Source organism: Nitrospirillum guaranorum (assembly GCF_034653275.1).
Classification (GTDB): domain Bacteria; phylum Pseudomonadota; class Alphaproteobacteria; order Azospirillales; family Azospirillaceae; genus Nitrospirillum.
Map to the genome: position 1 here is coordinate 155,910 of NZ_JAYEES010000001.1, position 24,652 is coordinate 180,561.

Sequence of the window (24,652 nt, forward strand, 5' to 3'; positions counted from 1 at the left end):
GAGATATAACACATTGACTGTCGTATATGCGCCCGGCCATACTACGCTTCACGCGGTAATTTTTGTGAGGATGTCATGGCCGCCAGCTCCGCTTCCACCTCGCCCAATGACGGCGGCTTTTCCGTGCCGGACGACGTGTCCCCGGCCCTGGCCGACCTGCTGCGGGAGATCGGGCCGCCGCGGTACCGTGACATTCCCCTGGACGCCTTGCGGGCCGGCTACGTGGAAAGCCGCCGCCCCCTGGCGCCGGAGCCGCCGGCCCTGGCCTCGGTCATGGACCAGATCATCGGCGGGCCGGCCGGCCCCCTGCGGGTGCGCCTCTACCGCGCCAATTTCGGCTGGCGGCCGGTGCCGGCGCTGCTGTTCCTGCATGGCGGCGGCTGGACCATCGGCAACCTGGAAAGCCATGACACCCTGTGCCGCCAGCTGGCGGCGGCCTCGGGCCATACCGTGGTGGCGGTGGATTACCGCCTGGCGCCGGAACACCCCTATCCCGCCGCCCTGGATGACGCCTGGGCCGCCCTGACCTGGCTGGCCGCCAGCGCCGAGCGCCTGGCCATCGACCCGCTGGCCATCGGCGTGGCCGGCGACAGCGCCGGCGGCAACCTGGCCGCCGTCCTGGCCCTGAAGGCGCGGGACGAGGGCGGGCCGCACCTGAAGACCCAGGTGCTGATCTACCCTTGCACGGATCTCACCGCCGACCGTCCGTCCCACCATCGCCGCGCCAATGGCTATCTCATGAGCCGGGATCAGTATCTGTGGTACGTGGACAACTATGTGAATGGCGCCGACCGCGGCGACTGGCGCCTGTCCCCCCTGCTGGCCGACAGCCTGGCCAGGCTGCCGCCCGCCGTCATCCTGACCGCCGGCCTGGACGTGTTGCAGGATGAGGGGCGGGAGTATGCCGCCCGCCTGGCCGGCAGTGGCGTGCCCGTGCTGCACACCGTCTACCCGGACATGGTGCACGGCTTCATCACCCTGGGCGGCCGCCTGCCGCAGGCGCAAAAGGCCGTCAGCGATATCGCCAAGGGCCTGGCATCCTTCGACATTTACAATTTCATCGACGGCGCCGGTATTTGATACTCTTCCCCACAGGATAAGGGGAGCGTTGGATAGCATGGCGACCAAGGGAACACCGGCGGTGCGCGCGGTGGAGGCGGCGGGCGTGGCCTACCGCCTGCTGGAATACGATTACGACCCCAACGCCGCCGCCATCGGCCTGGCCGCGGCGGAGGCGCTGGGCCTGGATCCGGCCCTGGTCTACAAGACACTGGTGTGCCAGTTGGAGGGCGGCTCTGGAGGTCTCGCCTGCGCCATCATACCGGCCGGGGCGCGCCTGGACCTGAAGGCGCTGGCGGCGGCGGCCAAGGCCAAGAAGTCGGACCTGGCGCCCCAGGCGGTGGCGGAGCGCAGCAGCGGCTATGTCGTGGGCGGCATCAGCCCGCTGGGGCAACGGCGCACGCTGCCCACCTTCCTCGACCGGTCGGCCGGGGCGCTGGCCGAGATCATCGTGAACGGCGGGCGCCGGGGCCTGCAGCTGGCGCTGGCCCCGGCAGACCTCATCAAGGCAGCCGATGCGCGATGGGCCGACATCACGGCCTGACCCCAACCTTACGCCCCGTTGCCAAAGCCGGCCCCCGGCCCGACCATGGTCCCGTCGGAACGGCGCCCCCGTAATCCGGCCATCCGGAAGCTGTTGGCCGAGGCGCATCTGGACACCCGCCGCCACATCGACATCCCCAACCCCGTCCAGTCGCCGGAAACGGCCGCCCTGCCGGACAAATACTGATTCAACCGATAGGGCATGCGCGTCAGAATGCCGCCAGCGCCGCCGCCAACCGGTCCAGCGCGCCCCCGTCCGCCGTGAGGCCCAGGCGCAGCCAGCCCTGACAGCCGGCATGTTCCGGAAAGGGCCGCGTCCACAAGCCGGCATGGGCCAGATGCCGCCACAGGGCGGCGGCGTCACCAGCATCCACCAGCCGATACAGCGCCGTGCCGCCGATGATGCGCAGGCCGCCGGCCCGCAGCACATCGTCCAGCGCTGACGCCTCGGCATCCAGCCGCCGCCGCGTGGCGGCCTGCCAGTCCAGGTCGGCCAGCGCCGCCGCCCCGATGGCCAGGGCGGGGCCGCTGACCGCCCAGGATCCCAGGGCCAGACGCGCCGCGCCCATCAGCGCCGGCGGCGCCAGGACGAAGCCCAGGCGCACCCCACCCAAGCCGAAGAACTTGCCGAAGGACCGCAGGATCACCAGCCCCGGCGCGCCCGCGTGGCGGCAAAGACTGCGCCCGGGGTCAAGGTCGGCATAAGCCTCGTCCACCACCAGCCAGCCGCCGCGCGCGGCCAGCCGCCCCGTCCAGTCCAGCAACGCGTCCGCATCCCAGGTGCGACCGTCGGGATTGTTGGGGTTGCACAGCACCACGACATCGGCGGCCTCCGCCGCGTCATCCGGCGCCGCCACCTGACGCACGGCGTGGCCGGCGGCCGACCAGGCGCGGGCGTGGTCGCCATAGGTGGGGCCGACGATGGCCACGGCCCCGGTGGCACGCAGGCGTGGCAGGACCTGGATCCACAGCTCCGATCCCGGCGCCGCCACCAGGCTGTCCGGCCCCGGCGCGCCATAGGCCGTGGCCGCCGCCGCCAGCAGCGCCCATAGGGCGCCCCGCGTGGGCAAGGCCGTCCAGGCGACGGGCGGAAGGGGGGGCAAAGGATAGGGCCAGGGGTTGATGCCGGTGCTGAGATCAACCCAGGGGCCGGGCACGTCGGGGAACAGCGCCGCCGCCTGGGTCAGGTCGCCGCCATGACGGATCTGGCTCGGAGGGGTGTGGATTTCGGACCTCATCATGCTAAACCCCAGACATCATGACCGTCTTCCCCACCCTTTACCCCGCCCTGCCCTGGCTGGCCCTGGCCGCCCTGGCGCTGGAGGCCCTGCTGGGCTATCCCGACGCGCTGTATGCCCGCATCCGCCATCCGGTGGTGTGGATCGGCGCCCTGATTGGCCGGCTGGACCGGGCCTGGAACCAGGCGGGGCGGCCGATGGCGGGACGCAAGGCCGCCGGCATCGCGGCCGAACTGGTGCTTGTGGGCGTGGCGCTGGCCGTGGGCGTCTTGCTGCAATCCCTGCTGGCGCGGCTGGGCGGGCTTTGGGGTACCCTGGCGACGGGCCTGGTGGCCAGCAGCCTGCTGGCCCAGCGCAGCCTGCACCGCTTCGTCGCCGCCGTGCCGCGCGCCCTGCGCCAGCGCGGGCTGGAGGGTGGGCGGGAGGCCGTGGCCCACATCGTCGGCCGCAACCCGGCCAGCCTGGATGAGGCGGGCGTGGCCCGCGCCGCCATCGAAAGCCTGGCGGAGAATTTTTCCGACGGGGTGGTGGCGCCGGCCTTCTGGCTGGCGGTGGGCGGGCTGCCGGGACTGCTGGCCTACAAGGCCATCAACACCGCCGACAGCATGGTGGGCCACCGCACACCCCGGCATGAGGCCTATGGCTGGGCGGCGGCCCGGCTGGACGATGTGGTGAACCTGCCGGCCTCGCGCCTGACGGCCCTGCTGCTGATCCTGGCGGCCTGGACGCGCGGGACGGCGCCGGCCAAGGCGGCGCTGGCCGCCGTGCGCCGCGACGCCGGCCATCATCGCAGCCCCAACGCCGGCTGGCCGGAGGCCGCGATGGCGGGCGCCCTGGGCCTGCGCCTGGCAGGCCCGCGCACCTATGGCGACGTGCGGGTGGACGATCACTGGATGGGCGACGGCAGGCCCGAGGCCACCGCCGCCGACATCGACGCCGGACTCAGCCTCTACCGCCGCAGCCTGGCCCTGCTGTGGGGCCTGGCGCTGGTGTTGGCGCTTTAAACTCCTCATCGCTGGAACAGCACGTCGGACACTGGATGCCGCTGTTCCCAGTGGGCGCGTTCCAGTTCGGGCACATCGTCCGACTCGGCGGGATAGCCGATGCAGAGATAGCCCACCAGGCGCCACGCGGCCGGCACCGCCAGCAGGCCATTCATCACCTCCGGCCGCAGGATGGAAACCCAGCCCAGGCCGATCCCCTCCGCCCGCGCCGCCAGCCACAGGGTCTGGATGGCCGCCACGGCGGAATAGGCCAGGGTCTCGGGCATGGTGCGGCGGCCCAGGCCGGCGCCCTGCGCCGGGTCGGGGTCGACGAACACCGCCAGGTGGCAGGGCGCCTCGCGCAGGCCCGCCAGCTTCAGGCTGGCATAGAGGCGGGCGCGATCCTGCGCCTGGGCCGCCAGCGCCTCGGCGTTGCAGCGCTCGAACTCCGCCCGCACGGCGGCGCGGCGGGCGGGATCGTCGACGCGGACGAAACGCCAGGGCTGGCTGAGCCCCACGGACGGCGCCAGGCAGGCCAGGTCCAACAGGCGTTCCAGCAGGCCATCCGGCAGCGGGTCGGTGCGGAAGCGCCGCACATCACGCCGCCAGACCAACAGGTCGCGAAAGTGGGACCGAAAGTCGGCGTCGAAGTCGGGGCATGGCTTGTCAGGAGCGGTCATCGGCTGATGGCCCATAGCGCGTCGAGGTCCAGGTGGCGTTCGGCGGCGATGGCCAGTTCATCCAGCGCCGCCTCCACCGTGCCATCATAACTGTCGAGGCCAGGAGCGGCGTTCCATCGCCGCAACCAGGCCGCCCGCTGGGCGTCATGGCCGAACAGGCCGTGGACATAGGTGCCGGCGATGCGGCCATCCGGGCTGACCGCCCCTTCCGCCGCCGCCCCGCCGCCCCCGGTATCCAGGTGCAGCAGGGGGCGGGCACGGTCCGGTCCCTGGGTCACGCCCAGGTGCATCTCATAGCCCGTGAGGGCCGACCCGCCGGCGGCGTCACGGCCCGTCACCGCCCGCAGGGTCTTGGCCGGGGCCAGCACGGTTTCCACGTCCAGGTAGCCCAGACCGGCGGCGGTGCCGGGCGGCCCCTCGATGCCGTCGGGGTCGGCCACCGTCCGGCCCAGCATCTGATAGCCGCCGCACAGGCCCAGAACCCAGCCGCCCCGGCGCACATGGCCCGCCAGGTCGATGTCCCATCCCTGCGCGCGGAGGAAGGCCAGGTCGGCCAGGGTGGCCTTGGATCCCGGCAGGATGACGCCCTGGGCGTCGCCCGGCAGGGGCCGGCCGGGGGGCACCATCGCCACCGTCACCCCCGGCTCCAGCCGCAGGGGGTCGAGGTCGTCGAAATTGGCGATGCGCGACAGCATGGGCACGGCGATGCGCAAGGGCCCGCCGGCGGCGCGTTTCGCCCAGTGGGCCAAGTCCATGCCATCCTCGGCCGGCAGGCGGGCGGCGGCGACCTGGTGCGGCATGACGCCGAAACAGGGCCAGCGGGTGCGGGCCTCGATCTCCGTCACGCCCTTTTCGAACAGCCGGACATCACCGCGGAACTTGTTGATGAGGAAGCCGCGGATCTGGGCGCGATCCTCCCCGTCCAGCACGCCATGGGTGCCCACCAGGCTGGCGATGACGCCGCCCCGGTCGATGTCGCCAGCCAACACCACCGGCACGCCCGCCGCGCGGGCGAAGCCCATGTTGGCGATGTCGCCGGCGCGCAGATTGGTTTCCGCCGGGCTGCCCGCCCCCTCCACCACCACCAGGTCGCACTCCGCCCGCAGGCGGTGGAAGCTTTCCAGCACGGCCGGCAGCAATTCCCCCTTGCGGCGCTGGTAGGATGAGGCTTCGGCATTGCCCAGCACCCGGCCGCGCAACACCAGTTGCGCGCCCACGTCGGTCTGCGGCTTCAGCAGCACCGGGTTCATGTCCACCGAGGGCGCGACACCGCAGGCGCGGGCCTGCAGCGCCTGGGCGCGCCCGATCTCACCCCCATCCGACGTCACGGCGGCGTTGTTGGACATGTTTTGCGGCTTGAACGGGCGCACCCGCAGGCCGCGCCTGGTGTAGGCCCGCGCCAGGGCCGCCACCAGCAGCGACTTGCCGACGTCCGAACCGGTGCCCTGGATCATCAGGGCGCGGGCGCCCCCGGCGGTGCGGTCGGCCATCAGAAGTCGATCCCGCGCTGCGCCTTGATACCGGCCTGGAAGGGGTGCTTCACCGCCTGGAATTCCGTCACCAGGTCGGCGGCCTCGATGATCTCGGCCTTGGCGTTGCGGCCGGTGACCAGGACGTGGGTGTCGGGCAGGCGGGCGTTCAGCCCGGCCAGCACCTCGGCCACGTCCAGATAACCGTAGCGCAGCACGATGTTGATCTCGTCCAGCACCACCAGGTGGTACTGCGGGTCGGCCAGCATGCGCCGCCCCAGGTCCCAGGCGCGGACGGCGGCGGCGATGTCCCGCTCCTTGTCCTGGGTGTCCCAGGTGAAGCCCTCGCCCATCACATGGTGATCGATCAGGTCGGAAAAGCGCGTCAGCGCCGTCTGCTCCCCCGTCGCCCAGTTGCCCTTCACGAACTGGATAAATCCCACCCGCAGGCCATAACCGGCGGTGCGCAGCATCATGCCCAGCGCCGCCGTGGTCTTGCCCTTGCCGGGGCCGGTGTGGACCATCAGCAGGCCCTTCTCCCCCGTCGCCTGGGCCACGCGGGCGTCCTGCACGGCCTTGCGCTTCTGCATCTTCTCGCGATGGCGGGCGGCTTCGTCGTCCGGGGACTCAAGATCGGCCATGGCAACCTCCTTCCGCTCTTATTTCACTTTCAGGGGCAGGCCCGCCACCGTCAGGAACACCTGCGACGCCGTGGCCGCCAGGCGCTGGTGCAGGCGGCCGGCATGGTCCCGGAAGGCGCGGGCCAGCGCGTTTTCCGGCACGATGCCCATGCCCACCTCGTTCCCCACCAGGACGGTGGCGCCCACGCGGGCGGCCAGCGCCGCCTCCAGCCCCGCGACGGCGGCGGCCACGTCCCGATCGGCCAGCATGACGTTGGTCAGCCATAGCGTCAGGCAGTCGACCAGGACCGGCCCATCGCCGCCGGCGGCCAGCGCGTCGGCCAGATCCAGCGGCGCCTCCACCGTCGTCCAACCGGGCACGCGGTCAGCCTGGTGCCGGCCGATGCGGTCGCGCATCTCGTCATCCCAGGCCTGGGCGGTGGCGATATAGGTCCAGGGACCGGGCAGCGCGGTCACCAGCCCCTCGGCGAAGCGGCTTTTGCCGGAGCGGGCGCCGCCCAAGACCAGGGTGACGCCGGGGACGGCCATGTGCTCATGCGTCATCAGTCAGTTCCATCCCACCCGGTCTCACGCAGCGGTGGTACCAGAGGCCAAGACCGGCCGGAAGGAGGGGATTGCCTGTCGACGAGACCGAGGGGCCGCGAGCCCATGGGGCCCGCGTCGCCGCTGACCGGTTCCGCCGGGACACCCCGCCCCCGCGACCCTGCGCAATACCGCCGGCGGCAGGTCTCCTGGCTCACGGGTCAGGGCGCCGGCCCGGCCTTCCCAGGTTCCATCGGGAACCCAGTGGCCATCCCCCATACGGGGCCCCGTACGAGGGCGGGCGGCGCTCACCGTTCACAGTTGCGGGGGCAGCCGTGGAGTCGGATGCCGGGCATCCCCACCACGTTCCCTTTTCATCCACAGGCGTGCCTGTGGAACCGTCGGCGACGGCAGCCTTACGGCAATCGTTCGCGCCGGGCAAGGGCGGCATCGCGGCATTTTATCATAAATATGCAACGGCCAGGCCTTAGGGCTTGACCTTGAGCGCAAAGGTGTTAGGCATAGACCATAGAGCCTATTACCTATGAGATAGGTTGTTCCGCAGCATGGTCCGCCCGCCGCTTCTTCCCCTGCCGCGCCCACTGGTGTTCGGCCTCGCCCTCTGGGCCATCGCCCTGGTGGCGATCGAGGCGCAGGTGATTAGTGGACGGTTCGTTTCTGAATTCCACATCTACGCCGAGGCCACCTGGGCCTGGTGGCAGGGTGCGGAGATTTACGAGGACGGCATCAACGGCTTCCTCTACCTGCCGTCCAGCGCCGTGCTGTTCACTCCGTGGGCCTATCTTCCGCCGCTGTTGGGGGATGCCCTGTGGCGCCTGAGCCTGCTGGCGGTGTGCTGGTGGGGCGTGGGGCGGCTGTGCCGCCTGCTGGCGCCGGCGGATGGCCGGGGCGTGGATTGGCAACGGCTGTTCGGCGTCGCCCTGCTGGCGGCACTGCCCATTGGGGTGGTGGATCTGCGCGGCGCCCAGACGGAATTCCTGATGCTGGGCCTGATGCTGGCCGGCCTGGCCGACGTGGCGGAAGGCCGGTGGCGCCGTGCCGCCTTCCTGCTGGTGCTGGCCGGCGCGTTCAAGCCCCAGGCCCTGGCCCTGGTCATGCTGGCCTTCGCCCTGTGGCCCCGCCTGCGCCTGTCCCTGGCGCTATGGCTGGCGGCGGCGCTGGCCCTGCCCCTGGCGCACTGGGACCCCGGCTACGCCCTGGGGGAATACGGCCAGCTTGTGCGCAAGACCATGAGCAGCGCCAACCCCGGCGGCGGTGTCTGGCACGATTTCGCCAATGGCCTGGCCACCTTGGGCCTGCCGCTGGATCTGATGGCGCAGACCGCCATCCGCGCCCTGGCCGGCGTCGCCGTGCTGATCCTGGCGCGCGGCACCGTCAGCCGCCTGCCGGCCCCCAAGGCCGCCGCCACCGTGGCGGCGCTGATGGTCACCTATCTGCTGTTGTTCAACCCACGCACGGTCCTGGGCCATTTCGGCGACATGGCGCTGGTCGCCGGCGCCCTGGCGGGCTGGGAATTTCATGTCCGTCGCAATCGCGCGCTGGGCTGGGTGCTGGTGCTGTTGTGCTTCGCGCTGACCACGCACGTTTGGACACGGGGCCTGCATCTGGCCACCGCCACGTGGTTCAAGCCGTTGCTGGCCTGCGGATTCGGCCTGTACGTGGTGGTGCGCTGGGTACCTTCCCTGCCCGACCGCCCCGTCGCAGGGGGTCAGGACGCCGCCCGGGATACAGCGGGGGAGAGCCTGGCCATCCAAGGCTGATCGCCTTACATTCCCTTCGCCAACGGCGCAGTGACGCAGGCCACAGTTTTCCGATTTGGCGGCGATTGGTCGCGGCATGCCTAAATTCGAACCGTTGCGTATCGAAGTAGGTTCCCCTGAACCATCAAGCGCGTTAATTGTTTTGGGCTGTGCCGGGCGGGGGGCGACCTCGGCCCCTGGGCGTAGCGTTGCATTTTTCCGCATCGCATTGCCGGAGCCCCGTCCCCATGTGGATCGTCGCCTACGCCCTGAGGCGCCCCTATAGTTTCGCCGTGCTGGCCGGCCTGATCACGCTGCTGGGCGTGCTAAGCCTGTTCAAGATGCCCACGGACATCTTCCCCGAGGTGGAGATCCCCACGGTCACCGTGGTGTGGAGCTACTCGGGCCTGGACGCGCAGGAAATGACCGGCAAGATCACCGCCTTCGGTGAGCTGGCCATCATCAACACCGCCGACAACGTGGCGGAGGTGGAGTCCGAGACGTCCAACGGCGTGGGCATCATCCGCACCACCTTCCAGCCCGGCGTGAACATCGACCTGGCCATCTCCCAGATCTCCGCCATCTGCCAGACCATCCTGAAGCGCATGCCCACGGGCACGCAGCCGCCGCTGATCGTGCAGTACAGCCGGTCCTCCGTGCCCATCCTGCAGCTGGCGCTGTCGTCCGACACCATGTCGGAGGCGCAGCTGTACGACTACGGCCGCATCACCATCCGGTCGCAGATCAGTGACATTCCCGGCATGCGCCTGCCCCTGCCCTATGGCGGCAACGCGCGCCAGATTATGGTCGACATCGACCCGGACAAGCTGCGCAGCTACGGCCTGACCCCCAACGACGTCAACAAGGCCATCACCGCGCAGAACCTGAACCTGCCGTCCGGTACCGCCAAGATCGGCGACACCGAATACCAGGTGGGCCTGAACAGCTCGCCCATCGCCGTCGACACCTTCAACGACATCCCCTTGCGCGACGTGAACGGCCGCACCGTGTTCATGCGCGACGTGGCCAATGTCCGCGACGGCGCCGCGGTGCAGACCAACGTGGTGCACGCCGACGGCCAGCCCGCCGTGCTGCTGACCATCATGAAGCTGGGCGGCGCCAGCACCCTGGCGGTGGTGGACGAGGTCATGCGCCGCCTGCCGGAGATCCGCAAGGCGGCGCCGGAGGGCATGCGCATCCAGCCGCTGTTCGACCAGACCACCTTCATCAAGCACGCCATGGAAGGCATCCAGCACGAGGGCCTGATCGTGGGCGCGCTGGTGGCCATCCTGATCCTGCTGTTCCTGGGCGGCTGGCGCAGCACGGCCATCGTGCTGACCTCCATCCCGCTCTCCATCCTGACGGCCGTGGCCGTGCTGTCCATGGCCGGCCACACCCTGAACGTGATGACCCTGGGCGGCCTGGCGCTGGCCATCGGCATCCTGGTGGACGACGGCACCGTGGCCATCGAGAACATCCACCGCCACATCGGCATGGGCAAGCCGCTGCGCCAGGCCATCCTGGAGGGCTCGGACGAGGTGGCCTTCCCGGCCCTGGTTTCGACCCTGTGCATCTGCATCGTGTTCGTGCCCATCTTCTTCCTGCACGGCATCGCCAAGTACCTGTTCTCGCCCCTGGCGCTGGCCGTCATCTCCTCCATGCTGATGAGCTACGTGCTGTCGCGTACCCTGGTGCCGGCCATGGCCGCCTGGCTGCTGCCGGCGGAACTGCGCGGCCATGGCCATGGCGAGGACGGCCATCCTGGTCACGTGATACCCCCGACCGGCGTGGCCGGCGCCTGGGCGCGCTTCCATGCCGGGTTCGAGCGCGGCTTCGAGGGCCTGCGCCAGCGGTACCTGCGGGTGCTGGGCGGCGGCCTGTCGCGGCCGTGGATGGTAACCGGTTTCGCCGTGGTGCTGCTGGTCTGCGCCGCCGCCACCATCCCCTTCGTCGGCACCAACTTCTTCCCCGAGGTCGACGCCGGCCAGTTCCGCCTGCACGTCCGCACCCCCGCCGGCACCCGGCTGGAGGAGGCGTCGCGGCAATTCGGCGCCATCGAGCGGTCCATCCGCAAGATCATCCCGCCAGAGGAACTGGGCCTGATCATCGACAACATCGGCCTGCCGGACCCCGTGAACCTGGGCCTAACCGACAGCGTCACCGTCAGCTCCGCCGACGGTGAAATCCTGGGCGCCCTGACCGAGAAGCGGTCGCGGCCCACCCATGAGTATGTCGAGCAGATCCGCGCCATGGTGGCCAAGGATTACCCGGGGGTGGAGATCTTCCAGAAGCCCGGCGACATCACAAGCCAGATCCTGAACGGCGCCGTGCCCACCCCCATCGACATCCGCATCATCGGCACGGCCCGCGGGCCCAACGCCCTGATCGCGGAAGACCTGCGCCAGCGCTTCAAGAACATCCCCGGCCTGGTGGACGTCACGCTGCGCCAGGTCACGTCCACGCCGGCCTACCGCATCGAGGTGGACCGGGCCCGCGCCGCCGAGCTGGGCCTGACCCAGAACGACGTGGCGCAAGAGGTGCTGGTGTCGCTGGCGTCCTCGGGCGTGGTCAATCCCAGCTACTGGATGGACACCAACTCGCTGGTCATCTACCCGGTGGTGGTGCAGTCGCCGCAGCGCCTGATGGCCTCGGCCGAGGATCTGCTGAACACACCCATCCATTCCACCCGGGTGACGACGCCGGTGCTGCTGCGCAACGTGGCCAAGCTGGTGCCCAGCAAGGTGGCCGCGGACATCAGCCGCACCTCCTTCGCCCCGCGCTATGACGTCATCGCCAACGTCTCGGGCCGTGACCTGGGGGCGGTCGGCCGCGACATCAAGGCGGCCATCGACGCCGTGCGCCCGCAGCTGAAGCCCGGCAACCGCATCGAGATGGGCGGCCAGATCAAGACCATGGAACAGGCCTACGGCGACATCGCCGCCGGCATGGCCCTGGCCGTGGTCTTCGTCTACATGCTGATGGTGGTCAACTTCCAGTCGTGGCTGGACCCGCTGATCGTGCTGGGGGCCACCCCGGCCGCCATCCTGGGCGGCGCCGTCATGCTGCTGCTGACCGGCACCACCTTCAGCGAACCGGCCCTGATGGGTATGATCATGGTCATCGGCGTGGCCACCGCCAACAGTGTGCTGATGGTGTCCTTCGCCAACCAGCGGCGTGAACAGGGCCTGACGCCCCTGGACGCCATGGCGGAGGCCGGCGGCGCCCGCCTGCGTCCCGTCATGATGACGGCGCTGGCCATGGTGCTGGGTATGATCCCCATGGCCCTGGCGCTGAGCGAGGGTGGCGAGCAGAACGCCCCCTTGGCCCGCGCGGTGATGGGCGGCCTGCTGTTTTCCACGCCCATGACCCTGCTGGCCGTTCCAGCATTGTACGTCCTGCTGCATCGCCGGCGCCATGCCGTGCTTGCCACCACCACCGTTCCCGCCGGCTCGGCCGCCGAGTGATTTTAGGAGTCTGATGATCATGAGCACCGCCCCTAAGACCACCGTTCGCCGCCGGTCCTGGATGCTGGGCACCGCCGTCGTGGCCTTGGTCGCCATCGGCCTGGTGTCGGCCCCGCACCTGGCCAGCGGCACCAAGGCGCCGCCGGAAACCCGGCCGCAGGCGCCGCTGCAGGTGAAGACCACCACGCCCAAGCCGGTGAAGTCGTCCGACGGCCTGTTGCTGCCGGCCCAGACCCAGGCCCTGACGGAATACACGGTCTACGCCCGCGTCTCCGGCTACATCGGGAAGCGCCTGGTGGACATCGGCGACGTGGTGAAGGCCGGCCAGACGCTGGCCATCATCGAAGCGCCCGACCAGGACCAGCAGCTGATGCAGGCCCGCGCGTCGCAGCATCAGGCGGAGGCCAACTTGGCCCTGGCCAAGTCCAACTACAGCCGGTCCAAGTCCCTGCTGGGCGACGGCTGGGTGACGCGCGAGACCTATGATACCCGCGAGTCCGCCTTGAACGCCGCCCAGGCCGACCTGGAGGCCGCCATCGCCAACGTGAAGCGGCTGGAGCAGCTGACCGCCTACAAGACGGTGACCACGGCCATCGACGGCATCATCACCCAGCGCCTGGTGGAACAGGGCGACCTGGTGGTGGCCGACGCCAGCAGCGGCAAGGCCCTGTACCAGGTGTCGCGCCAGGACCACCTGCGCCTGGTCATCGACGTGCCCCAGGGCCAGGTGCCCGCCGTGACCGTGGGCGCCGCGGTGGACGCCAGCTTCGTGGAGTTTCCCGGCCGCAGCTTCCCGGCCAAGGTGGTGCGCATCTCCCACGCGGTGGACAGCACCAGCGGCACCATGCGGGTCGAGGCCGACCTGCCCAACCCCGACCTGACCCTGCCCGCCGGCATGCGCGGCAACGCCCACTTCCCCCAGGCGGGCGCCCAGGTGCTGGCCCTGCCGGTGAACACCATCGTCACCCGGCCGGAAGGCAAGCGCGTCGCCATCGTCGATGGCGAGGGCAAGGTGCGTTTCCACCCTGTGACCCTGGGTCGTGAGTTCAACACCACGGTCGAGGTGGTGGGTGGCGTCAGCGACAAGGACCGCGTCGTGCTGAACCCCAACACGATGCTGAACGATGGCGACGCCGTGACCGTGGCGGAAGACGCGCCCAAGGACGGCACCGCGAAGTAAGGGCCCCGCGTGATCGGGAAGACAAACGGCCGCTCCCCCCGGAAGCGGCCGTTTTCTTTTCGCGCCGGACGGCCGGCGCCTGGTACAAGCGTGAGGATGGGCCTTACCAGGGCTCGCAGCCTTGGCACTCAATCGGGCTGGCCATGGCGACCTTGCGCTCAGCCGTCATGTGGCTGGTGGCATAGACGCCAACGCCGACCAGAACCAGGCACGCCATAACGATCTTCTTGAAAGACATGGATTTTCCCCCATCAAAGCGCCGGTCGGGACAATCCCGATGGCAGGCAAAAATGGGGAAAGCAAACACCGGGCCAGTTTTTAGCCCCTCTACCATCAGGACAGTTTTCAGGTCCTGAAACGGCAAGCCGTTGTTAATCCGTTAAGATTTGAGTTATTAGGAAAGTGGCGACGCAGTCGCGGGCAATATTATTATTGCCGGTGGGCAATAACGTCTCTTGGCGGGTAGGCAGAAATGACCCATCCTATCGCTCTTTTCCGTCGATTGGGGGCCTGACCCGTGGGCGCCACCGCGAGTTTAATTGGCAGCTTGTTCTTAAGCGTTATCGCGAGTGGTACTGGCCTGTCCAGCGCCGTGGATCAGTCCAGCGACAAACCGGTTATTCAGTTCCTATATCCTGACGTCGGCCCCTTTCTGCAGGGCGTTTCGGATGGCGGGGCCGTGCGCGGCCCGATCGCCGCGCGGGTGGAGGCATTGGCCGCCAAGGCCGGATATGAAATCAGCTGGCTTGGGCCCATCCCCCGCAACCGCATTCTCGCGGACCTGCAGGACGGCCGGGCTGCCTGCACCCCCAACGTCATCAAGACACCGGACCGCGAGGCGCATTTCAAGTTCACCGATCCCATCTTCCCGCAGATCGACTGGGTGGTGATCACCAAGAAGAATGCGGACTGGATCAAGGCCTATCCCTCGATCCAGGCCTTGCTGCGCGACAAGGCCCGTGTCTACGGCAGCATGCTGGGCGCGTCCAAGGGGCCGGTCATAGACGCCATGACGGCCGAAGAGGCCAGCCATGTTCGTCCCATTCGCGGCACGCCGTCGGACCTGGTGAAGATGATCGCGTCCGGACATGTGGATTACAGCATCGTGTCCGGTTCGGAAGACGCCAAGGCGGCCGCCATCTCGGCCGGCGTCGACCCGACGGAGATCGTCGCCGTCCACTTCCCTGAACTGTCCGCCGTGGGTGCCGGGCGCATCATGTGCGCGCAGACCGTGGGTGATGACCTGATCGCCGCCTTCGACCGGGTGCTGGCCGGCGGGCAGTGAACCGGCGCGCGCCCAAGACGGGTGGACGGCGGCGGCCAGGCGGCCCATAAAGGCGGAACTTCCTTTTCTTTCCGGTCTTTCCCGCTGCGATGACGCCCGACACCCCCTCCGTCCCCGACACCGAATCCCACAGCTGGGACCCCGACCTGCTGCTGGCCGTCGCCACGACGGAGGAAGGCTGCGCCACCCTGGCCCAGCTGGGCCTGGTGCGGCCCCGCCAGGCGGCGGCCATGGGGCTGGTGCCCCTGCCCCTGGTTTTCCCCGACAAGGAACAGGTTTGGGTGGAGGAGGCGCGGCGCGAAGAGCTGCTGGCCACCATCCAGCGCCGCGCGTCCGAGGCCGTGGCGCGTCCCGCCCTGCTGGCCGCCGCCCGCCCGCCCTTGCGGGAGGCGGGGTTCGAGATCACTCCCGCCATCGTTCCCGACCGCGTGCGCGTCAGCCAGCGGCTGGAGGTGCGGCTGCCCAGCTTCGCTCATCCCTATCGCCTGACCGTGGACCGCACCTTCTCCGTCGGTGATCTGTCGGACCTGGAGGGCGCGGCCCTGGTCGATTTGGTCAGCACCGACGGCAAGCTGAACGGGCGCAAGCGCGACGCCGAAGGCGGCCTGGCCCGCCGCCTGGCCGAGATCGAGGCCGAGGTCGCCAGCGACGCCGAGGCCCTGGCCGAGATCCGCGACCGCCTGTGGCGGGCCACCCACCACCTGACGGACGCGCCGTCGGTGCTGCGGCGGTGGGAACGGGAGGTGGCCGCCTGGGCGCAAGACCGCATCCATGCCCGTGGCCGCAGCTTCGTCGACAGCCACTTCGACCTGAAGCGTTATGAGGACCTGTTCCCCCTGGCGCGCAGCATGCCGCGCCGCCTGGTGCTGGTGGTGGGACCGACCAATTCGGGCAAGACCCACCGCGCCATGCAGGCGCTGAAGGACGCCCGCAGCGGCGCCTACCTGGCGCCCTTGCGCCTGCTGGCGCTGGAGATCATGGACCGCCTGAACAAGGAAGGCGTGGCCGCCAACCTGGTGACGGGGGAGGAGGAGATCCGCGTGCCCGGTGCACGCATCACCGCCTCCACCGTCGAGATGCTGGATCCGGAGAGTCGCCTGGACGTGGCCGTCATCGACGAGGTCCAGATGCTGGCGGACGCGGAGCGCGGCTGGGCATGGTCCGCCGCCCTGGTGGGCGTGCCGGCGGAAACGGTGTACCTGCTGGGCTCCCCCGACATCCGCCCGGTGGTGGAGCGCATGGCCCAGTACCTGGGCGAACCGCTGGAGGTGGTGGAGCTGGAGCGCAAGACACCGCTGAAGCTGATCGACCGCCGGCTGGAGTGGAGCGACGTGCAGGCCGGCGACGCATTGATCGCCTTTTCCCGGCGCGAGGTTCATTCCGTGCGCGAAACCATCCGCGCCAAGGGCCTGAGCGCCGCCGTGATCTACGGTGCCTTGGCGCCTGAGGTACGCCGGCGGGAGGCGGAGCGCTTCACCACCGGCGAGGCCGACGTGGTGGTGGCGACGGATGCCATCGGCATGGGGCTGAACCTGCCGGTGCGCCGCGTGCTGTTCACCAGCCTGGAGAAATTCGACGGGCACGAGGTGCGGCCCCTGTCGGGGTCGGAGGTGCGGCAGATCGCCGGCCGCGCCGGACGCTACGGCAAGTTCGAGGTGGGGGAATACGGCGTGGTCGGGCGCGGCAGCCCCAACGCCCTGCGCCATATGTACAAGGCGGCGGACGAGAAGGTCCACGCCGCCATGTCCCTGACCCTGCGGCCCACCCGCGCCATGATGGAACGCCTGGCCACCTACGTCGGCACCGACCGCCTGGTTCCCCTGGTCGACTGCTTCGCCGCCGCCGACACCAAGGGATCGCCGTACGCCCTGGCCGATCTGGCGCCGGTGCGCAAGATGGCCGTGGCCCTGGACGCCCGCCGCCTGGATTTCGACCGGCGCCTGACCCTGCTGTTCATGCCGGCCGACCTGGACCGCGAGACTGACGCCGACCTGGTCTACGGCATCTGCCGCGCCCTGGAGCGGGAACAGCCCCTGCCGCTGGACAGCGTGGCCGGCAAGCGCATCGACAGCCTGGACGACCTGGGGCTGGAGGCGCAGTCGCGCATTTGCGACCTGTATTACTGGGCGACCCGCAAATTCCCCAGCTACTTCCCTGATCGCGACGCCGTCACCGAACGCCGCGCCGCCGTGGCCGAGCGCCTGGCCCAGGTGCTGGCCATGCGCAGCAGGGCGCGGGCGGCCGGCGAGGGGCCCAACAAGCCCAAGCCCGGCTTCCGCGGGGCGCCCCGCAAGCGCTACGGGCCCAAGCGGAAATAATCAGTGACGTGAAAGCGAAAGGGCGGCCGTGGCCGCCCCCGCAACCATCAGTCCAGCGTTTCCAAATAGGCGGCTTCGCCGCGGCTGTCATAGAAACCAACGCCGCCACGAGCGTAGTAGTGGCTAACGATGCTGCGGCGGGTGATTTCAGGATTCACCCGTATGCCACCGCCGTGAACCAGGTTCTCATGCCAGACCAGGATTTGGCCGGCCTTGGGCCGATAAACCAGGCGCTCGAACCCACCGGCGTTAAGCAGGCGGTTGATCTCGTCCCCAAACACAACGTAGCTGGAATAATCGGTGGTGACCTTGGCCAAGCCCAGCGGTCCCGCCAGCAGGCGCGGCGTCCGATGGCTGCCGGGGTAGACGAAAAGCTCACCTGAGTCCGGTCGCACATCCTCCAGCGCCACCCATACGCCGCACATGTAACCGGCGGGGTAAGGGGTCAGATGGATGGTGTCCTGGTGCGCATCCTGCTGGCTGCCGTTCACGTACAGCAGGGTCTGGCAGGCACAGGCATCATCCCGGAACCACCGCTTCAGGAAGTCCAGCACCGGCGGAAACAGCCAAATTTCACGGCCTTCGGGCAAGCGGTGGGCATCGTGGATGCGCTCGCTGGAACCGGGCCGATGCAATAAGCGGCCGCTGAGCAACGCCGCTTCCACCGCGTTGTTGAACGCCGTAACGGTTTCCGTTGGAACCGTTTCATGAAGGATGGTGAAGCCCCAGCGGATCAAATGCTGAATTGCCGTCTCGGGGTCCGCCGCCGGTTCCACGCTCAGCGGCACATCGGCCGCCGCCGCGATCGCGTCCGGCTTATTAAACCAGGCGACCGACTGCCCGTGGTCGAAGGGGTACATGGCGCTGTCGACATGGCCGGCGATCAGGACAGGCGAACCGTGCGCCACCAAATCGCCCCGCACGCTGTCCGCCAGAGCGCCTTCATTGCTGACCAGCAGTTCCAGGCCCGGCATCTCTGCGGAAAGCCCCGTCGCGGCGCCAGTGGTGACACTGAGGTTGACCACGCCGTTGGGCACAAGGTGGCTGTTGGCCAGCACAGCCAATTCCCACGCCGACTCGCCCACACGGGTGGCGATGTCGGTGGCGGCGAAACGCTGCGTGACGCCGCCAAAGTTCAGTTCCACCCAGATCTCGTCTATGGGTTCGGCACAATGCAGGGTCGATGCGAAACGCAGCAGACCATATGCGGGCGTGGCCGGGGGCCGGTTGGTGACAACCCAAGGGGAGATCGAATGGGAAACGGGGGACATTTATGCCTTCCGAATTATAAAGACATAGGCAATTGGGCCAATACTTCTCATTTGTCGAAGAAAATCGGGACACTTTCAACCGAAAAGGAGAGCTCTTGAAATGCCCTCCGCCGTCTCCCTCAACGCAGATAGGAACTCCCCCTCCAATTGCGCCTCCGTCACGCGCGAGGCGTGGGTGCTGACGTTCATGGCGGCGATGATCGCCCCGCCCCGGCCGCGGATGGGCACCGCGATGGAACGCAGGCCCTCCTCCAACTCCTGGTTCACCAGGGCCCAGCCCTGGCGGTCCGCCTGGCGCACGGCGGCCTTGACCGCGTCCGCCTTGATGTCGGGCGTGGCGGCCAGGACGGCGTCCAGATCGGCATCCGGCAGGGCCGACAGCAGGACCCGGCCCATGGAGGTGCGGGCGGCAGGCAGGCGGGTACCGATGCTGATCTCGATGGACATGATGCGCTTCATGGGCACGCGCACGACGTAGACGATGTCCGTGCCGTCCAGCACGGAGATGGAACAGGACTCCTGCACCCGCCCCACCAGTTCCTGCATGAAGGGCTGGGCGACACCCGTCAGGGTGAGGGATGACAGATAGGCCAGGCCCAGGTTCAGCACCTTGGGCCGCAGGCTGAACAGCTTGCCATCAAACGCGACGTAGCCCAGGGCGCACAGAGTGTGCAGCAGGCGCCGCGCGGTGGCGCGGGTGACATCGGCGCGCTTGGCCACCTGCGACAGGGTCATGGGCGTGTGGGTGGCGCCGAACGCCTCGATCACCGCCAGGCCGCGCGCCAGTGCCCGCACGAACTCCCCACCCTCGTCACTCGTCTCACCGTCCGCGTCGCTCATGCCCTGTCCCCACCCATGCAGGAAGTCGCGCCCACGGCCGTTGACAGGCCGGGGCGGGAGGTTCACTCTAATGTTCATTATACGGACATTTGTACGCTAGACGAACAAAAAGATGCGGCCAGCTTAAAAATGCGGGCTGCGACTTCCCCGGGGAGGGACAGCCGAGCAGGCCCCGCGCGATCGCCGACAGCGTGACCGCCGTCCGGACGCCAGCCAGGCCCCTTCCTCCGCGATGACGAAGGAGTGCGTGTTCCATGACCGAAGTCTTCATCTGCGACGCGATCCGGACGCCCATCGGGCGCTATGGCGGCGCCCTTTCGTCGATGCGCGCCGACGATCTGGCGGCCGTGCCGCTACGCGCGCTGATCGAGCGGAACGCCAAGGTGGATTGGGAGGCGGTGGGCGACGTCGTCCTCGGCTGCGCCAACCAGGCGGGTGAGGACAACCGCAACGTGGCCCGCATGGCGCTGCTGCTGGCGGGCCTGCCGGTCGGCCTGGGTGGCACCACCGTCAACCGGCTGTGCGGGTCGGGCATGGACGCGGTGGCCATGGCCGCCCGCCAGGTGGCGCTGGGCGAGGCGGACCTGATGATCGCCGGCGGGGTCGAAAGCATGTCGCGCGCGCCCTTCGTCATGGGCAAGGCGGAGGACGCCTTTTCCCGCAAGGCGGAGATTTTCGACACCACCATCGGCTGGCGCTTCGTCAACAAGGCGATGAAGGCGGCCTACGGCGTCGATAGCATGCCGGAGACGGGCGAGAACGTGGCCGAGGACTTCGGCATTTCCCGTGCCGACCAGGACGCCTTCGCCATCGCCAGCCAGCAGAAGGCCGCCGCCGCCCAGGCCCGTGGACGGTTCGAGCGCGAGATCGTCCCCGTCACCATCCCCCAGCGCAAGGGCGACCCCAAGGTCGTCAGCGTGGATGAGCACCCGCGCCCCGACACCACGCTGGCGGCGCTGGCCAAGCTGAAGGGCGTGGTGAAGCCCGAGGGCACGGTGACCGCCGGCAACGCGTCGGGCGTGAACGACGGGGCGGCCGCCCTGCTGCTGGCCTCGGCCGAGGGCGTGCGCAGGTACGGCCTGACGCCCCTGGCCCGCTTCGTCGGCGCCGCCACCGCCGGCGTGCCCCCGCGCGTCATGGGCATCGGCCCGGCGCCGGCGACGCAGAAGCTGCTGGCCCGCCTGGGCCTGACCGTCAGCGACATCGACGTGGTCGAGCTGAACGAGGCCTTCGCCAGCCAGGGCCTGGCCGTGCTGCGCCAGTTGGGCATCGCCGACGACGACGCGCGGGTGAACCCCAACGGCGGCGCCATCGCTCTGGGCCATCCCCTGGGCATGTCCGGCGCCCGCCTGGTCGCCACCGCCGCCCATGAGCTGGCAGGATCCGACGCCAAGCGCGCCCTGTGCACCATGTGCATCGGCGTGGGCCAGGGCATCGCCAGCGTCATCGAACGGGTTTGATCACCCCAAGCCCTAAGCACACCGGAGCGTAGCGACTAGGCCCCGACCGGGGCGGCCGCAGGTTTCGGGGGAGCATAGCGGACCGGAAACCGAGGACAAGCCAAAGGGCGGATGCCCCGCCGGCGTTTGAGGAATAAGAACCGATGTTATCCAAAGTTCGTACTTCCGCCCTGGAGGCGCTCAGCGACGTGCCTGATGGCGCCACCGTCATGGTGGGTGGCTTCGGCAACGCCGGCATGCCCATGGAGCTGGTGGACGCCCTGATCGAACAGGGCGCGAAGGATCTGACAATCGTCAGCAACAACGCCGGCAACGGCACCACCGGCCTGGCGGCCCTGCTGGCGGCGGGGCGGGTGCGCAAGGTCATCTGTTCCTTCCCCCGCCAGACCGACAGCTTCGTCTTTGACGAGTTGTACCGCGCCGGCAAGGTGGAGCTGGAGCTGGTGCCCCAGGGCAACCTGGTGGAGCGCATCCGCGCCGCCGGCGCCGGCATCGGCGGCTTCTTCACCCCCACGGGCTATGGCACACCACTGGCCGAGGGCAAGGAAAGCCGGGTGATCGACGGGCGCGGCTATGTCCTGGAATACCCCATCCACGCCGACGTGGCCCTGATCAAGGGCCGGCTGGCCGACCGCTGGGGCAACATGGTCTTCCGCAAGACCGCCCGCAACTTCGGCCCCATCATGGCGTCGGCCGCCAAGGTCTCGGTGGCGCAGGTGGAGGAGATCGTGGAACTGGGCATGCTGGATCCGGAAGCCATCGTCCTGCCCGGGATATTCGTCAGCCGCGTGGTGGCCGTGGGCAAATCCGCCCGCGCCGCCGCCTGAGGTCAAGGAGCCTGATCATGACCCAGACCCCAAGCCATGTCGCGTGGACCCGTGACCAGATGGCCGCCCGCATCGCCAACGACATCGAGGATGGCGCGGTGGTCAACATCGGCATCGGCATGCCCGAGCTGGTGGCCAACCACCTGTCGCCCAACAAGGAAATCCTGCTGCACAGCGAGAACGGCATCCTGGGCATGGGGCCCAAGCCCGCCGCCGACGCCGTGGATCTGGATCTGATCAACGCCGGCAAGCAGCCGGTGACCCTGCTGGATGGCGGCGCCTTCTTCGACCACAGCCTGTCCTTCGCCATGATGCGCGGCGGGCACCTGGACATCGCCATCCTGGGCGCCTTCCAGGTGGCGGAGAATGGCGACATCGCCAACTGGTCCACCGGCAAACCCGGCGCCATCCCGGCCGTGGGGGGCGCCATGGACCTGGCCGTGGGCGCCCGCCAGGTCTTCGTGATGATGGAGCACCTGACCAAGGACGGGCAGTCCAAGCTGGTGCACCGCTGCACCTACCCCCTGACCGGCCTGGGCTGCGTTACCCGTGTCTACACCGACCTGGCGGTGCTGGACGTGACGACCGACGGCTTCGTCGTGCGTGAGCTGTGCCAGGGCCTGAGCCTGGAGGCGCTGCAAGCCCTGTCCGGCCTGACACTGACGGCGGCGTGAGCCAACGGGCAGCCGGTGCCGGAGAGGGCCGGCCGCACCCCAGGTGGTATGGTCGGGGCGGGAAACGGCGTAAACCACATATGAACCACCCGACCCTTAAGCTATTGACCTAACCGGAAGATTTGGCCTGGCGGTATGTTCGTACCATTGTAGGTGGAACGAACCTTTCGTATTCTTGGGGCATGCTTAGGCCCCGGTATTGGCCGGGACCGTCCCCAGGTGGGAAGGTGCGTCGGTGGACCTGGACATCCCCAGCCTGCTGGTCGTCAACACGCTGCTGCAGACCGTGGCGGCGCTGTGCCTGTCGATGGCGGCCCTGTCCCTGCCCCGCCAGGCGGGCCTGACCTATTGGGCGGCATCCGGCTTCGCCCAGGCCGCCGGCCTGGCCCTGACCAACCAGCTGGACTGGCTACCGCCCTGGCTGACCCTGCTGTCCAGCCACTTCTTGATCTTCACCGGCTATGGCCTGGCCTATATTGGCGTGGTCCGCTTCCTGGGCCGACCGGCGCACGATGCCTGGCCCATGCTGGCGGTCGGCGTGCTGCTGGCGGCGATGTTCCTGTGGTTCACCGTGGGGGCGCCGGAAAGCCGGGGCCGCATCCTGGCCAGCAGCCTGTTCTTCGCCGCCCTGTCCGCCGCCATGGCCTGGCATCTGGTGCGCCATGCGGAGCGGGAGCTGCGCCCGGCCACCACCGTCACCGCCGCCCTCTACGCCGCGTGGGCGCTGCTGGCCTTGGCCCGCGCCGGCTGGGCCCTGGTGATCGACTGGCAGGACACGGCCCAGGAACCCCACGCCATGAAGGTGGCGACCCGCCTGGTGATCATCTGCGTCACCACCACCGTCACCAACGGCTATCTGTGGATGATCAGCCGGCGCCTGGATTCCGAATTGATGCAGCAGGCGCGGCAGGACCCCCTGACCGGCGTGGCCAACCGTCGGGTGATGTGGGCGGCCGGGGAGATGGAAGTGTCGCGCGCCCTGCGCCACCACCGGGCGCTGTCGCTGCTGATGATCGACATCGACCATTTCAAGGTGGTGAACGACCGCTGGGGCCACGGCACCGGCGACGCCCTGCTGGTCGCCGTGGCCGACTGCCTGGCGCGGGAGCTGCGGCGCAGCGACATCCTGGCCCGCGTGGGTGGGGAGGAGTTCTTGGCCCTGCTGCCCGAAACCGGGCTGGAGGACGCCTGGTCGGTGGCGGAACGGGTGCGCCAGCAGGTGGCGGCCATCAGTCTGGACCGGCCGCAGGGGGCGGTGCGCTGCACCGTCAGCATCGGCATCGCCACGCTGGGCCCCGATGGCCATGTGTGGGAGGATCTGGTGACAGCGGCGGACCAGGCGCTGTACCGCGCCAAGGAAACGGGCCGCAACCGCACGGAAACGCTGAGCGTGGGCCCCGGCATACTGGAGGCGGCCCTGCCCCTGGCCCAGCCGGGCTGGGGCGCCTGACGTCCGTGTACGGGAGGTCGAGGCCGTTGCCACGGCCCCGGCGCCCACCGGTTCAGGCGTGATCGGGGCGGTTCGCCACCCCTGATCCGTACATCAGGCCATCCATCAAGCCGTCACGTTCACCGACTGCCCCGCCCCCGTCTGCTGGGTGAAGGAGGACAGCAGGCTGGCCGCCGACGACACGTCGCCGCTGGTGAGCGAACTGCCGATCTGGCTGAGCAGGCTTTTCAGCGGGTTGCCGCTGTCGCTGGCGGTGCCGCCGGTCGACGAGGAGGTGCCGCTGCCATCCGTGCTGTCGGCCGAGCTGCCGCCCAGAAGCTGGGTCAGGCTGCTGTAGGCCGACTGGGCGCTGGACAGGTCGCCGGAGGACAAGGCGTCCGACAGGCCTGAAAAGGCGGAACGCACGGCCGACGCCTGGCCGTTGCCCCCACCCTGGCCGCCTGGACCACCGGCATCGCCGCCCGGAGGCGCGCCCGGCGGCGGACCATGGCGGTCGCCCCCGTGGGACTTGATGTCGGCGAAGGCGCTCTGCGCCCCCGACACATCGCCGTTCTGCAACGCGCTGCCCACCTTGTCCAAGGCGTCCTTCAGCGGATTGCCGCCGCTGGAGGAAGAGGACGAGGAATTGGCGGGCGCGTTGGCCTGCAAATCCTTGCTCAGGGTGTCATAGGCCGACTTGGCCGTATCCAGGTCACCGGAGGACAGCGCGTCGCTCAAGGCCTTGAAGTCGTCCTTGATGGTCGACTTCGCGGACTGAGCCGTGCTGCTGGTGCTCGTCGTATACGCAGCGCTGGTAGACGACGACACAGAAGAGATCGACATGAACACTCTCCGTCGTCGGGGTCTGATGGGAAATACCGGGGGATCGGCCCCGTTGAGACCCCCCGCCGCGCGTTGCACGCAAGTGGATCCGGAGTCCGTCGCGTTTTTATCAAAAAAAACGCGCCCGGTTATCCGAAGACAACCGTTTGATCGATCAGGGTTAAAT

The 24,652-nt window shown here is 69.1% G+C and carries 21 protein-coding genes and 1 riboswitch; of the genes, 12 read left to right on the plus strand and 9 right to left on the minus strand.

Features of this window, described 5'->3' with window-relative positions; genetic code table 11:
* Positions 1-75: 75 nt before the first annotated feature.
* Both UAJ10_RS00500 and ybaK read left to right on the plus strand, forming a co-directional pair.
* Positions 76-1,080: an alpha/beta hydrolase gene (locus UAJ10_RS00500; protein WP_322913210.1), complete on the plus strand. Its 1,005-nt coding sequence runs from the start codon at positions 76-78 to the stop codon at positions 1,078-1,080.
* A gap of 37 nt (positions 1,081-1,117) precedes the next feature.
* Positions 1,118-1,603 (plus strand): Cys-tRNA(Pro) deacylase, encoded by a 486-nt coding sequence (gene ybaK, locus UAJ10_RS00505; RefSeq protein WP_322913212.1) that lies wholly within the window; start codon positions 1,118-1,120, stop codon positions 1,601-1,603.
* A gap of 208 nt (positions 1,604-1,811) precedes the next feature.
* On the opposite strand, the gene cobD is transcribed toward ybaK, so the two are convergent.
* On the minus strand, positions 1,812-2,843 hold the full coding sequence (gene cobD / locus UAJ10_RS00510; RefSeq protein WP_322913214.1) for a threonine-phosphate decarboxylase CobD: 1,032 nt from the start codon (positions 2,841-2,843) through the stop codon (positions 1,812-1,814).
* A gap of 17 nt (positions 2,844-2,860) precedes the next feature.
* Here cobD and cbiB point away from each other — a divergent pair, with 17 nt between their 5' ends.
* The gene (gene cbiB / locus UAJ10_RS00515) at positions 2,861-3,844 is read left to right on the plus strand and encodes an adenosylcobinamide-phosphate synthase CbiB (protein WP_322913216.1); all 984 of its coding nucleotides are present in this window, start codon (positions 2,861-2,863) and stop codon (positions 3,842-3,844) included.
* A 5-nt stretch (positions 3,845-3,849) separates the two neighbouring features.
* On the opposite strand, the gene bluB is transcribed toward cbiB, so the two are convergent.
* From bluB to cobU, 4 genes are read right to left on the minus strand one after another with little or no spacing between them, the layout of a single operon-like run.
* Positions 3,850-4,503 (minus strand): 5,6-dimethylbenzimidazole synthase, encoded by a 654-nt coding sequence (gene bluB / locus UAJ10_RS00520; RefSeq protein WP_322913218.1) that lies wholly within the window; start codon positions 4,501-4,503, stop codon positions 3,850-3,852.
* Positions 4,500-5,993: a cobyric acid synthase gene (locus tag UAJ10_RS00525; protein WP_322913219.1), complete on the minus strand. Its 1,494-nt coding sequence runs from the start codon at positions 5,991-5,993 to the stop codon at positions 4,500-4,502. The genes bluB and UAJ10_RS00525 overlap by 4 nt, the downstream gene beginning before the upstream one ends.
* Positions 5,993-6,613 carry a cob(I)yrinic acid a,c-diamide adenosyltransferase gene (gene cobO / locus UAJ10_RS00530; protein WP_322913221.1) on the minus strand — a complete coding sequence of 207 codons (621 nt, stop codon included), beginning with the start codon at positions 6,611-6,613 and terminating at the stop codon, positions 5,993-5,995. Before cobO ends, UAJ10_RS00525 begins: the two co-directional genes overlap by 1 nt.
* 18 nt (positions 6,614-6,631) lie before the next feature.
* A complete protein-coding gene (gene cobU, locus UAJ10_RS00535) occupies positions 6,632-7,156 on the minus strand; it encodes a bifunctional adenosylcobinamide kinase/adenosylcobinamide-phosphate guanylyltransferase (RefSeq protein ID WP_322913223.1) in 525 nt (174 codons plus the stop codon).
* A gap of 161 nt (positions 7,157-7,317) precedes the next feature.
* A riboswitch (cobalamin riboswitch) is annotated at positions 7,318-7,553 on the minus strand.
* Positions 7,554-7,701: 148 nt separating this feature from the next.
* Between cobU and UAJ10_RS00540 the strand changes: the two genes are divergently transcribed.
* The 3 genes from UAJ10_RS00540 (at position 7,702) to UAJ10_RS00550 (ending at position 13,539) form a co-directional block, all read left to right on the plus strand.
* Entirely contained in the window at positions 7,702-8,916 is a 1,215-nt protein-coding gene (locus UAJ10_RS00540; protein ID WP_322913225.1) for a glycosyltransferase 87 family protein, read from the plus strand.
* Between the two features lie 227 nt (positions 8,917-9,143).
* Positions 9,144-12,359 carry an efflux RND transporter permease subunit gene (locus UAJ10_RS00545; protein ID WP_322913227.1) on the plus strand — a complete coding sequence of 1,072 codons (3,216 nt, stop codon included), beginning with the start codon at positions 9,144-9,146 and terminating at the stop codon, positions 12,357-12,359.
* A 19-nt stretch (positions 12,360-12,378) separates the two neighbouring features.
* A complete protein-coding gene (locus tag UAJ10_RS00550; protein WP_322913229.1) occupies positions 12,379-13,539 on the plus strand; it encodes an efflux RND transporter periplasmic adaptor subunit in 1,161 nt (386 codons plus the stop codon).
* Between the two features lie 103 nt (positions 13,540-13,642).
* Here UAJ10_RS00550 and UAJ10_RS00555 read toward each other — a convergent pair whose 3' ends face one another.
* A complete protein-coding gene (locus tag UAJ10_RS00555) occupies positions 13,643-13,903 on the minus strand; it encodes a hypothetical protein (RefSeq protein ID WP_322913231.1) in 261 nt (86 codons plus the stop codon).
* A gap of 153 nt (positions 13,904-14,056) precedes the next feature.
* Here UAJ10_RS00555 and UAJ10_RS00560 point away from each other — a divergent pair, with 153 nt between their 5' ends.
* Both UAJ10_RS00560 and UAJ10_RS00565 read left to right on the plus strand, forming a co-directional pair.
* Complete coding sequence (locus UAJ10_RS00560) at positions 14,057-14,824, plus strand: substrate-binding periplasmic protein (protein WP_322913233.1); 768 nt, start codon at positions 14,057-14,059, stop codon at positions 14,822-14,824.
* An 89-nt stretch (positions 14,825-14,913) separates the two neighbouring features.
* A complete protein-coding gene (locus UAJ10_RS00565) occupies positions 14,914-17,142 on the plus strand; it encodes a helicase-related protein (protein ID WP_322913235.1) in 2,229 nt (742 codons plus the stop codon).
* Positions 17,143-17,189: 47 nt separating this feature from the next.
* Here UAJ10_RS00565 and UAJ10_RS00570 read toward each other — a convergent pair whose 3' ends face one another.
* Together UAJ10_RS00570 and UAJ10_RS00575 are read right to left on the minus strand one after the other, a co-directional pair.
* Complete coding sequence (locus UAJ10_RS00570) at positions 17,190-18,413, minus strand: phytanoyl-CoA dioxygenase family protein (RefSeq protein WP_322913237.1); 1,224 nt, start codon at positions 18,411-18,413, stop codon at positions 17,190-17,192.
* 75 nt (positions 18,414-18,488) lie between these two features.
* The gene (locus UAJ10_RS00575) at positions 18,489-19,253 is read right to left on the minus strand and encodes an IclR family transcriptional regulator domain-containing protein (RefSeq protein ID WP_322913239.1); all 765 of its coding nucleotides are present in this window, start codon (positions 19,251-19,253) and stop codon (positions 18,489-18,491) included.
* A gap of 254 nt (positions 19,254-19,507) precedes the next feature.
* On the opposite strand from UAJ10_RS00575, the gene pcaF reads away from it, so the two are divergent.
* The 4 genes from pcaF to UAJ10_RS00595 all read left to right on the plus strand — a co-directional run bounded on the left by pcaF (position 19,508) and on the right by UAJ10_RS00595 (position 23,664).
* The gene (pcaF, locus tag UAJ10_RS00580; protein ID WP_322913241.1) at positions 19,508-20,713 is read left to right on the plus strand and encodes a 3-oxoadipyl-CoA thiolase; all 1,206 of its coding nucleotides are present in this window, start codon (positions 19,508-19,510) and stop codon (positions 20,711-20,713) included.
* A gap of 143 nt (positions 20,714-20,856) precedes the next feature.
* The gene (locus tag UAJ10_RS00585; RefSeq protein WP_322913243.1) at positions 20,857-21,540 is read left to right on the plus strand and encodes a 3-oxoacid CoA-transferase subunit A; all 684 of its coding nucleotides are present in this window, start codon (positions 20,857-20,859) and stop codon (positions 21,538-21,540) included.
* A 17-nt stretch (positions 21,541-21,557) separates the two neighbouring features.
* Complete coding sequence (locus UAJ10_RS00590; RefSeq protein ID WP_322913244.1) at positions 21,558-22,214, plus strand: 3-oxoacid CoA-transferase subunit B; 657 nt, start codon at positions 21,558-21,560, stop codon at positions 22,212-22,214.
* 235 nt (positions 22,215-22,449) lie between these two features.
* Positions 22,450-23,664, plus strand: a complete 1,215-nt coding sequence (locus UAJ10_RS00595) for a GGDEF domain-containing protein (RefSeq protein ID WP_322913246.1) — start codon at positions 22,450-22,452, stop codon at positions 23,662-23,664.
* 105 nt (positions 23,665-23,769) lie between these two features.
* On the opposite strand, the gene UAJ10_RS00600 is transcribed toward UAJ10_RS00595, so the two are convergent.
* On the minus strand, positions 23,770-24,486 hold the full coding sequence (locus UAJ10_RS00600; protein WP_322913249.1) for a hypothetical protein: 717 nt from the start codon (positions 24,484-24,486) through the stop codon (positions 23,770-23,772).
* Positions 24,487-24,652 lie beyond the last annotated feature (166 nt).